This is a genomic window from Gracilibacillus halophilus YIM-C55.5, assembly GCF_000359605.1.
Taxonomy (GTDB): domain Bacteria; phylum Bacillota; class Bacilli; order Bacillales; family Amphibacillaceae; genus Gracilibacillus; species Gracilibacillus halophilus.
In genome coordinates this window covers 1-10,769 of sequence record NZ_APML01000075.1, presented here as the reverse complement: position 1 = coordinate 10,769, position 10,769 = coordinate 1, and the positions used below count along the sequence as shown (strand labels likewise).

Below are 10,769 nucleotides of genomic sequence, written 5' to 3'. Positions count from 1 at the left end.
CACGAGCTGAAGATCCACTGTGTGAAGAGTCCATCTTCACACAGTTAGCTGAATCCGTGCCCGCGGAACGCGAAGTATTTTGCCTAAGCGGTATATAAACTTAAACTTTAATGTTCGGATTTCTCCTTTCTAATTACTCTTTTGCCCCTAGTCTCTATCATCGTTTACGTCCCACAATAGGTAATATAAGGTTGACTGGTTTTCGGTGGTGGGGCTGTGTATGACTCCTGTTCACGTGAATAAGCATATGGATCTTGTAATACATGTAATAGCTGTTCTAACATGGTATAATCACCATCACTAATAGCTGCTTCGAGCGCTTCTTCCACTCGATGATTTCTTGGGATGATCGCTGGATTATGTTGCATCATGAGTTGCTTCACTTGTTCAGAAGATGCATCCTGTCTCCGTAACCTGGCATGCCACTTTTGTTGCCATTCTTTAAACGAATTGGATTGAAAAAGGGGTTTGTTGTCATCAACTTCATCTAGAGTCAATGCCCGGAATGTATTGGTATAATCAGCTTGATGTTGCTCCATTAAATCAAGTAAACGGCCAATCATGACTTCATCCTCATCCTCTTTTGAGTACATACCTAACTTTTTTCTCATCCCATCGAGCCAATGTTGTTTATACACTTCTGGATAGTCTGCCATCGCTTCTTTCGCCAACTCCAACGCTTGATTTTCATCTTCATCAATTAAAACAAGTATGGATTCGGCAAATCGAGCTAAGTTCCATCCACCAATATCGGGTTGGTTGCCATAAGCATATCTACCCTCCACATCGATAGAGCTAAAGACCGTTTGTCGATCATACGTATCCATGAACGCACATGGGCCGTAATCAATTGTCTCTCCACTGAGCGTTACATTATCCGTATTCATCACACCATGAACAAAACCAACCAGTTGCCATTTGGCTATTAACTGCGCTTGATTTTTAATCACTTCTTTTAATAACGCAAGATAAGGATTGCTTTCACTTATTACATGCGGAAAATGACGCTTCATCGAATAATCAGCTAATGTTTGTAAGTCCTCTATCGTTCCCCATTGTCTAGCATACTGGAAAGTACCAACGCGAATATGGCTATCAGCTACCCTCGTGAGAATCGCACCAGGGAGTTCAATCTCACGATAAACCGATTCATTGGTAGTCACAACAGATAAACTTCGATTCGTCGGTATACCGAGACCATTCATCGCTTCACTGATTAAATATTCCCGTAGCATTGGCCCTAAAGCAGCTCGTCCATCTCCACCTCTTGAGTATGGCGTTCGACCTGAACCCTTATATTGAATATCAAATCGTTCACCAAGCGGAGTGATTTGTTCACCAAGTAGCATCGCTCTACCGTCACCTAACATCGTAAAATGGGCAAATTGATGTCCAGCATATGCTTGAGCGATAGGACTTGCATGTTCAGGCAATTGATTCCCTGATAACATTTCTGGATGTTTTTTTAATTCTTCTTGATTAAGGCCTAGTTTTTCAGCCAATTCATGATTAAACAAGACAAATTCAGGTCGTTCTACGGGATTTGGGTCTACCTTTGAATAAAAGAACGTTGGCAATTCTTGATAACTATGCGCCAGATTCCAGCCGATATCTGCTGACATAGGAGTCACCTCTTTTTTCCATTACAATGGGATTTTGCCCCTTTGCTTTATTGAATGTAATCTTTCATTTGTTGCCATGCTTCCTCTTTTCCTTCTCCAGTTTCAGCAGAGAAAGGAATGACAACGTCGGTATCCTCTAGTTCTAATGTTTGTATGACTTGTTGTAAATGTTTTTGTCTTTTACCTTTCGCAACTTTATCAATTTTCGTTGCAATGACAAGAACAGGCAATTCGTAATATTTTAAAAAGTCATACATGATTTGATCCAGTTCCGTTGGTTCATGTCTGCTATCTATGATTAATGCCGTTGCTTTTAATGTGTCTCTTAGGGCAAAATACTCTTCCATCATCTTGCCCCATTTTTCTCTTTCTTTTTTAGAGACTTTTGCATAGCCATATCCAGGTACATCAACAAAATAGAATGCGTCATTTAACAAATAAAAATTAATTGTTTGCGTTTTTCCAGGTTTTGAAGACGTACGAGCTAAATTTTTTCGATTGATTAATCGATTAATAAATGATGACTTCCCCACATTTGAGCGACCAGCTAGTGCAATTTCAGGTAACTGATCATTCGGATATTGCTTTTGTGATACAGCACTCATCACAATTTCAGCCTGATTGATTTTCATCTTTCTCCTCCATTAAAGCATAATCCAATACAGTATCTAAGTGATCAACCGGGACAAACGTTAAATCATCACGTACACTTTCTGGAATATCCTCTAAATCTTTCTTATTATCACTTGGCATGATAACGGTGGAAATTCCAGCACGATGGGCACTTAAAGACTTTTCTTTCAAACCGCCAATGGGTAATACGCGACCGCGCAATGTAATTTCACCTGTCATTCCAACTTCTCGGCGCACTGCCCGTCCGGTTAACGCAGAGATTAAAGCTGTCGCCATCGTAATCCCAGCTGAAGGTCCGTCTTTTGGCGTAGCCCTTCAGGAACGTGAATATGGACATCATATTTCTCATGAAAATCGGGTTCAATCTTGAGCTCATCTGTTCGAGAACGGATGTAACTAAATGCAGCTTGAGCTGATTCTTTCATTACATCACCCAGTTTACCAGTTAAGGTTAGCTTTCCTTTTCCTTTCGATAAGCTTACTTCGATGGAAAGAATATCACCACCTGCTGCTGTATATGCAAGCCCAGTTGCAGCACCGATTTGATTTTCTTCTTCCACAGTACCGTATCTGAACTTCGGCTTCCCTAACAATTCTTCTAATTGCTTTTCGGTTACGATCACTCGTTGCTTCTGATTCGAAACAATAATTTTCGCAGCCTTTCGACAAATAGAAGCGAGTTGTCTCTCCAAATTTCGCACACCAGCTTCACGTGTATACACACGGATTAATTTCAGTAATGCTTCATCACGCACTTGAATATGTCGTTTTTCTAAACCATTTTCTTTAATTTGCTTCGGTAATAAATGTTGTTTTGCAATATGCAATTTCTCGAGTTCTGTGTACCCCGCTATATTAATGACTTCCATACGATCCAGTAATGGTTGAGGGATCGTAGCTAATGTATTGGCAGTGGCTACAAACATGACATTCGATAAATCATACGTCTCTTCTAAATAATGATCACTAAATGTATGATTTTGTTCTGGATCTAGTACTTCTAACATGGCAGAGGATGGATCCCCACGGAAGTCACTCGCCATTTTATCAACTTCATCTAATAGGAAAACAGGGTTGATGGTTTCTGCATTTCTCATTCCTTGTAAAATACGCCCTGGCATGGCACCGACATATGTTCTTCGATGACCACGAATTTCAGCTTCATCTCGCACACCACCAAGTGACATTCTTACAAAATTCCGATCAACTGACCTTGCCACCGATTTGGCCAATGATGTTTTTCCAACTCCTGGTGGGCCGACTATACAAAGAATGGGTCCCTTTAATGATTCTGTCAACTGTTGAACTGCCAGATATTCAAGCACTCGTTCTTTTACTTTATCTAGACCATAATGGTCTTCGTTCAATATATCTTCAGCACGTTCAATATCTAGATTATCTTCAGTTTCTTCATTCCATGGCAGTGCAATAATCCATTCAATATAATTGCGGATGACTGAGCTTTCGGCTGAACTTTGCGGAACACGCTCATAACGATCCAATTCTTTATAAGCTACTTTTTCGATTCGTTCTGGTAAGTTCTTTTCCTCTAGCTGCTCTTTTAACTGTGCAACTTCACTAGTTCTTCCGTCTTTATCACCTAGTTCTTTTTGAATGGCTTTCATCTGTTCGCGCAAATAGTATTCTTTTTGCGTTTCTTCCATTGATTTCTTGACACGTTGACCGATTTTCTTTTCCAATTCAAGAACTTCTTTCTCATTGGAAATAATATCAAGCAATCTTTGCAAGCGGCTAGCGACATTGTTATCTTCGATTAATGCTTGTTTATCGGACATTTTTAACGTTACATTTGAAGCAACCATATCAGAAAATCGACTAGGTTCTTCTATATCTTGAATGCTCGCTAATGTTTCTTTACTTACTTTCTTCGATACTTTACTATAATGTTCAAATTGTTCAAGTAAGCTTCTCATGAGGCATCTTCTTCGGCGCTATCGCCATGTTCTTCTTCCAGTGGTTCGATTTCCACTTCAAATTGTTTTTCTTCTTCTATATACTGATGAATTTCGGCACGATATAATCCTTCCACTAAAACACGCATCGTTCCATTCGGTAATTTCAGCATTTGATTGACTTTTACTACCGTGCCGATTGTATAAATATCTTCTGTGCTCGGTTCATCTACAGCACTTTCTTTTTGCGCGGCAAGGAAAATTTTTTCTTCATCCACCATCGCTTTTTCTAATGATTGAATCGATTTATCTCTACCAACATCTAAGTGAACCACCATACCTGGAAATACGAGCAATCCCCTTAATGGTAGTAATGGTATATGTACAAATTTCTCTTCAGTCATGTGACACCTCCGTCCAACATCCTATGTATATGAATGACATTGAATTATATTTTTTTGAATGGCTATTATGCTGATTCGTTAATAACGAATACTCGCCAATTTTTTGGAAATAGCGTTATCTACTGGATAGTTCATTCTATCTTCATAAGTGTAAAGAAAAACAAAGTGTTTGTAAATTCATACGTTTTTATAAATGATGTATGCTTAGGTTTACCAAACTTCGAACGGATAAACAAGAAAATCCCTCGTTTTTTAAGAACAAGGGATTTTCTATAAGACTTATGCACTTTCTCTTGGTGACTGTTCATCAGGAGATATCACGGATCCATCTTCATGAATTAGCTTTGGACGACCATGTTCTGCTGTAACTGTTTCACCCGTAATGACACATTTTTGAATATCATCACGTGAAGGAAGCTCAAACATGACATCAAGCATAATGCTTTCGATAATCGAACGAAGCCCACGGGCACCTGTTTTACGTTCAATCGCTTTACGGGCAATAGATCGCAACGCTTCTTCTTCAAATTCTAATTCAACATCATCGATTTCAAATAATTTTGTATATTGCTTAGCCAATGCATTCTTAGGTTTCGTTAAGATTTCCACAAGCGCATCTTCATCAAGCGGCTCCAATGCACCAATGACTGGAAGACGACCGATGAATTCAGGAATTAGACCATAACGTAACATGTCTTCTGGTAATACTTTCGATAACAGCTCAGCTTTGTCTAAGTCTTGATTTTCAACTTCCGCACCAAAGCCAATTACCTTATTACCTAAACGGCTCTTCACGATTTGATCAATCCCATCAAACGCACCACCGCAAATGAATAAAATATTCGTTGTATCAATTTGAATAAATTCTTGATGTGGATGTTTTCTTCCACCTTGAGGCGGTACACTAGCTTGCGTACCTTCTAAGATCTTTAGCAAGGCCTGCTGTACCCCTTCACCAGATACATCACGTGTAATTGATGGGTTCTCAGATTTTCTTGCCACCTTATCAATCTCATCGATATAAATAATCCCTTTTTCTGCCTTCTCTACATCATAGTCAGCAGCTTGGATTAACTTTAGTAAAATATTCTCGACATCTTCACCAACATAACCAGCCTCAGTTAATGAGGTAGCATCTGCCATCGCAAAAGGCACATTTAATATACGTGCAAGTGTTTGTGCTAATAATGTTTTACCACTACCCGTTGGACCAATCATAGCAATGTTACTTTTCGCCAGTTCCACATCGTCTTTCGATTGCTGTGGTGAATTAATACGTTTATAGTGATTATAAACGGCGACAGACAAGTTTTTCTTCGCTTTTTCCTGTCCAATCACGTAATCGCCTAAAATATCACAAATTTCCTGTGGCTTCGGAATCTCTTTATATTCCACTTCTTCTTCTGTACCTAATTCCTCTTCCACAATTTCTGTACATAACTCAATACATTCATCACATATATAAACACCTGGTCCGGCGACTAATTTGCGAACCTGGTCTTGGCTTTTTCCACAAAAAGAACATTTCAATTGGCCTTTTTCTTCATTTAACTTATACATGTGTCATTCACCCCTTCATCAATTATATCTATTCTACGAAAACTCGAGTGTCTTACCAAGATTTAGCTGGTCGAGAACCGTAGTTGAACTTTAGGTTATCACTACGTCGGTATGGCTACTGCTCAAAGTAACGAGCAACAACCTAATCTTTATGTTTACCTTTAGCTTATCATATCAGAATGTCCTGCATGAAAAAAGTAAAACACATATCACATCATTTCATTTAATTAGAATAACAATTTCCTGCGTCGTTTACAAATAGTTCGCATGATGTCATATATGTATGTGTTCAGTAAAGCTATATGTCTGACTCCACGATGTGTTTTACTACTTTATGTAATTCATATGTATTCTATTCTTATCCTAATCATCTGTTAAGTAAACGTGTTGGCCTCATACATAAAAGGCATCTCTACAATGCAAAAAAGTTTATCTCGTTAAAACAAGGTGCGTGATAAGCGCACCTTGTTTTCATGAAAGTTATTTCGTTTTGCTGTTGTCAACAAGGACATCAATGGCTTTCTTGAATTTGATATCATCTTGTAGTGCAGCGGTATTGCCACCTAGTGCTTGTTTAATTTGATCAACTTCCATACTATATGCAGATGCCATATTTTCTAGTTCCTGATCGACATCTTCATCAGTAACCTCGATGCTTTCTTCACTTGCAATTGCTTCTAATACAAGGTTTGTTTTGACACGTTTGCCTGCATCTTCACGCATTTGTTCTTTTAAGGCATTCTCATCTTGACCAGAGAATTGATAGTACATATCAAGTGTCATACCTTGCATTTGTAATCTTTGTTCAAATTCCTGAAGCATACGGTCAAGTTCAGAATCGACCATCGCGTCTGGAATATCAACTTCTGTGTTCTCAGTTGCCTGATCAATTAACGATTCACGCTTGTTGTTTTCTGCATCTGTTTGCTTTTGATCTTCTAAGCGTTTTTTCGTTTTATCTTTTAATTCATCCAATGTTTCTACTTCATCATCAACGTCTTTCGCAAACTCATCGTCTAATTCTGGTAGTTCTTTCCCTTTTACTTCGTGAATTTTGACTTTGAACGTGGCGTCTTTACCAGCAAGATGTTCAGCATGGTATTCTTCAGGGAATGTAATGTCTACCTCTGTTTCCTCCCCTGCTTTCTTACCAACAAGTTGTTCTTCAAAGCCTGGAATGAAGGAGCCAGAACCAATTTCTAGCGAATGATTCTCCGCTTGACCACCTTCAAATGCTTCTCCATCAACAAAGCCTTCAAAGTCGATCACAGCAGTATCGCCCTCTTCAATTTCTCCTTCTTCTTTCACAACTAGTTCTGCTTGTTGTTCTTGTTGTTGCTTCAGTTCTTCTTCTACATCTTCATCCGTAACAGTTGTATCCTCTTCTTCTACTTCAAGACCTTTGTAATCGCCTAGAGTAACTTCTGGTTTGACTGTCACTTTTGCAGTGAAAATCAAGTTCTTACCTTTTTCAATTTGTTCAATATCTACTTCCGGCTGGTCAACAGGTTCAATGCCTGTTTCATCTACAGCATTTGTGTATTCAGTCGGTAGAATCAGATCCACTGCATCTTGATATAGGCTTTCTACACCAAAGCGCTTTTCAAATAAGCCTCGTGGCATTTTTCCTTTACGGAATCCTGGTACTTCAACTTGTTTTACAACTTTTTTGAAAGCTTCGTCAAGGGCCTCGTCAAATTTATCTGCATCAACTTCAATGGTCAATACCCCGACATTACCTTCTTGTTTCTCCCATTTTGCTGTCATTCTTAATTCCCTCCAACTAAAATGTTCTGTATATTTGACGTTCATTCATTTTTCCATCCTATAATAGACCGAACGCAAAATGCAACCATCTTATTATAACATAATTGCCATTGCTTTCAATAATAATCACATCATTCGCATGTAACGATGTTAATTAGTATCACTGATGGAAAAACATCCGGTAACGCTCTTCTGCTTTTTGAATACTTTCTAAATAATATCTAGCCTTGTTTGTCACTCTATGTAATGGCGCATCATTCATCAAGCTCTGATTGACATAAATCTTCAAAGCCTGAGAAAAGTCTTTATAATCATCCTCATCAGGAAAAAATGGCGCATAAATAGAGGCATAACATTCAATCACAGTTTGTGCTAATTGGTAAGCTGTTGGATCGTTTTGCTCTATTTCTTCTAAGAATGGCTCGATTCGATTTATCAATTGCTCAGAAAAGTAAGTACCTGTTTTGTTCGGAAAAACAGATGTTTCGTTTCCAAACTTCTGAACGGTTACTTCCCGTTCTAAACCAATATGTATGTAATACTCTAAGATCGCCGTTTTGACCACTGGGTTCACTTGATTATGTAACAATAAATCCTTTAATAATGGAATTTCTCTTTTAATTTGTAATTGGCGAATATGTTGAATTAAATAATAAATATGCAAATCATCTTTTTGTTCATAAGCCTCTCGAATCTGCTGTACTTTTTCTAAATACTGTTGCTGGTCTTCCTGTTTTTTTAATTCACTACTGAGTTGATACACATTATTTAATTGAATAAGCATATCGTTACTTAGGTTTTTTTGTTCTAATGCGTCGTCGACTAATTCCATCACTTCTTGGTATTTACCAGATTGAAAAAGTAATGTCGCATAAATATGTATGTATGACTCATAATATTGGTCGTCCCACGATAATAATGTCTCACAAAGATCTTCGGCCTCTTTTTGCATTCCTAATTCCATCATTGTAATAAGCTTTCCCGTTAACACTTCATGAGAATCGACACCGTTGGTTGTTAACGAATGAAACAACTCATAAGCATGTTTCCAGTCTTTTTGTTGCATGGCTTGTTTTGCGTTTTCTTCCAAGTTTTTTCGCCATTTCGGAAACATAATCACATTTTCTCGTTCATGTTGCATCTTTTCACCTACCTTCCCTTTCTATAATAATACTGAGGTTGCTACCCCCTTTTTCTAGATGATTATCTATATTTTATGTTGTTTTCTACCATTTATTAAATCGAAAATGGTGAACATGAAATCAAATATGTCACATCCATTTAACATAGCATATCATAGAAAATGGTTCTGGTCGAAGGCGAACATCATATGACACAAACCGATGATATTTTCGCTCTCTCTTTATGATTAATGTGATATTGATCACTCTCTTTATATGTTATACATAAAAAAAGACACACACCAATAAGGTGAATGTCTCTTACTCTTATGATTCTTTTATAGTCCCATCTTCAAATAAACGATATCCTTTAACATCACCGTTATCGTTGGTATAATTCGCACTAATATAATCTACTTCGCCCTCCTTCCATGACAGGAAAAGAATGATATCTACTTCTCTGTTTTTTAAACCTTCTGTATCTACAGCATCAATTATCTCTGGATTCTCAAAGGGGCCTTCGAAATAATAACCTTTAGCTGGTCTGATGTTATAAAGCCATAATGGATCTGCATTCTTTGCATCACTGCCTGTTTTGGAAGGTTCACCTAATAAAGATTTGACTTCTTGTTCAGTCATTCCGATTTTTAATTCATTTTTGATAAATTCAATATCGATTTCTTGTTCATCAACGCTTTGTTCTTGAGTTGAATGCTCAGTTTGTTGTGATTCATCTTCTGATTCTGTATCTTGTGATGTTGTTGCCATTTCTTGATCAGATTCTTTTTCAACAGCTTCTTCGGTTTCTTCACTGATCTCTGCTTTAACATCAGAATCAGTAGATTTCTCTTCAAGTACATTTTCTTCGTTTTCATCATTCATTGGTTCGTTTGAAGATACTCCATCCTCCTGTTGTCCACATCCTACTAACACACCAGCAATTAATAATAAATAAAGCCACTTTTTCATACTAAATTAATCCCCCCAATTTTATTCTCACTAATTTAGACGGATTAAATCACATTGCGGTTTCATTTTTTTACAAAAAGATTATAAATTCAAAGATAATTCAAAAGTTACCTATTTATTTAGTGTCTTTTGTATCCCAGTTCTTTTGTGAATTCTTAAGTCAAATAATTCTGTACTGGCTAAACATGCGAAATCACTAACCCATAAACGCAAAATTAAACATAAATCAGCTAAAACACATGTGCATTCTTTTACACTTCTTTCGATCTAATCATCAAATTTATTCTGAAATTTTCTTCTGACACGTTCTAAAGCCCAGGCTCTTTTAAGAATTTTAACAATTTGTATTGACAAGAAGTCTTACCATTTATATAATAATGTATGTCGATTAAAGATATATGATATGTAAATACATAGATTTAATAAGAAAATGCAGGGTCTGGGACCCAGTTAGACGTGTTTAATTTTTAAATAAACATATTATTTATTGTGCGGGTGTAGTTTAGTGGTAAAACCTCAGCCTTCCAAGCTGATGTCGTGGGTTCGATTCCCATCACCCGCTCCATGTCCCAGTAGCTCAGCAGGATAGAGCAACAGCCTTCTAAGCTGTAGGTCACAGGTTCGAATCCTGTCTGGGACGTTTTGATAACGGCGTAAATACCGTCAGATAAGCCTCTTAATCCGTTAGTTGTATCGTCAATGAACTGGCCAACTAGACGAGATTAGGGGGGCTTTTTTTTGGCTCTAAAATATATGTTGGGGTATCAGTAATTTTCTGAT

Annotated in this window: 6 protein-coding genes, 2 tRNA genes and 1 pseudogene; 2 read left to right on the top strand and 7 right to left on the bottom strand. The window is 37.6% G+C overall.

The features are described 5' to 3' along the window. Positions 1-164: 164 nt before the first annotated feature. The 7 genes and pseudogenes from J416_RS13615 to J416_RS13585 all read right to left on the bottom strand — a co-directional run bounded on the left by J416_RS13615 (position 165) and on the right by J416_RS13585 (position 9,989). Positions 165-1,622 (bottom strand): protein adenylyltransferase SelO, encoded by a 1,458-nt coding sequence (locus J416_RS13615; RefSeq protein ID WP_003473696.1) that lies wholly within the window; start codon positions 1,620-1,622, stop codon positions 165-167. Between the two features lie 47 nt (positions 1,623-1,669). Then, positions 1,670-2,254, bottom strand: a complete 585-nt coding sequence (gene yihA / locus J416_RS13610; RefSeq protein WP_003473693.1) for a ribosome biogenesis GTP-binding protein YihA/YsxC — start codon at positions 2,252-2,254, stop codon at positions 1,670-1,672. Continuing rightward, positions 2,235-4,572: pseudogene (gene lon / locus J416_RS13605) on the bottom strand (endopeptidase La). Before lon ends, yihA begins: the two are co-directional and overlap by 20 nt. Before the next feature lie 279 nt (positions 4,573-4,851). Continuing rightward, positions 4,852-6,132: an ATP-dependent protease ATP-binding subunit ClpX gene (gene clpX / locus J416_RS13600; RefSeq protein WP_003473689.1), complete on the bottom strand. Its 1,281-nt coding sequence runs from the start codon at positions 6,130-6,132 to the stop codon at positions 4,852-4,854. 480 nt (positions 6,133-6,612) lie between these two features. Then, the gene (tig, locus tag J416_RS13595; protein WP_003473687.1) at positions 6,613-7,899 is read right to left on the bottom strand and encodes a trigger factor; all 1,287 of its coding nucleotides are present in this window, start codon (positions 7,897-7,899) and stop codon (positions 6,613-6,615) included. A gap of 160 nt (positions 7,900-8,059) precedes the next feature. Beyond that, entirely contained in the window at positions 8,060-9,040 is a 981-nt protein-coding gene (locus J416_RS13590) for a tetratricopeptide repeat protein (RefSeq protein WP_003473686.1), read from the bottom strand. 307 nt (positions 9,041-9,347) lie between these two features. Then, positions 9,348-9,989: a hypothetical protein gene (locus tag J416_RS13585; protein ID WP_003473682.1), complete on the bottom strand. Its 642-nt coding sequence runs from the start codon at positions 9,987-9,989 to the stop codon at positions 9,348-9,350. Between the two features lie 491 nt (positions 9,990-10,480). Between J416_RS13585 and J416_RS13580 the strand changes: the two genes are divergently transcribed. Beyond that, a tRNA-Gly gene (locus tag J416_RS13580) sits at positions 10,481-10,554 on the top strand. Position 10,555: 1 nt separating this feature from the next. Further along, a tRNA-Arg gene (locus J416_RS13575) sits at positions 10,556-10,629 on the top strand. Positions 10,630-10,769 lie beyond the last annotated feature (140 nt).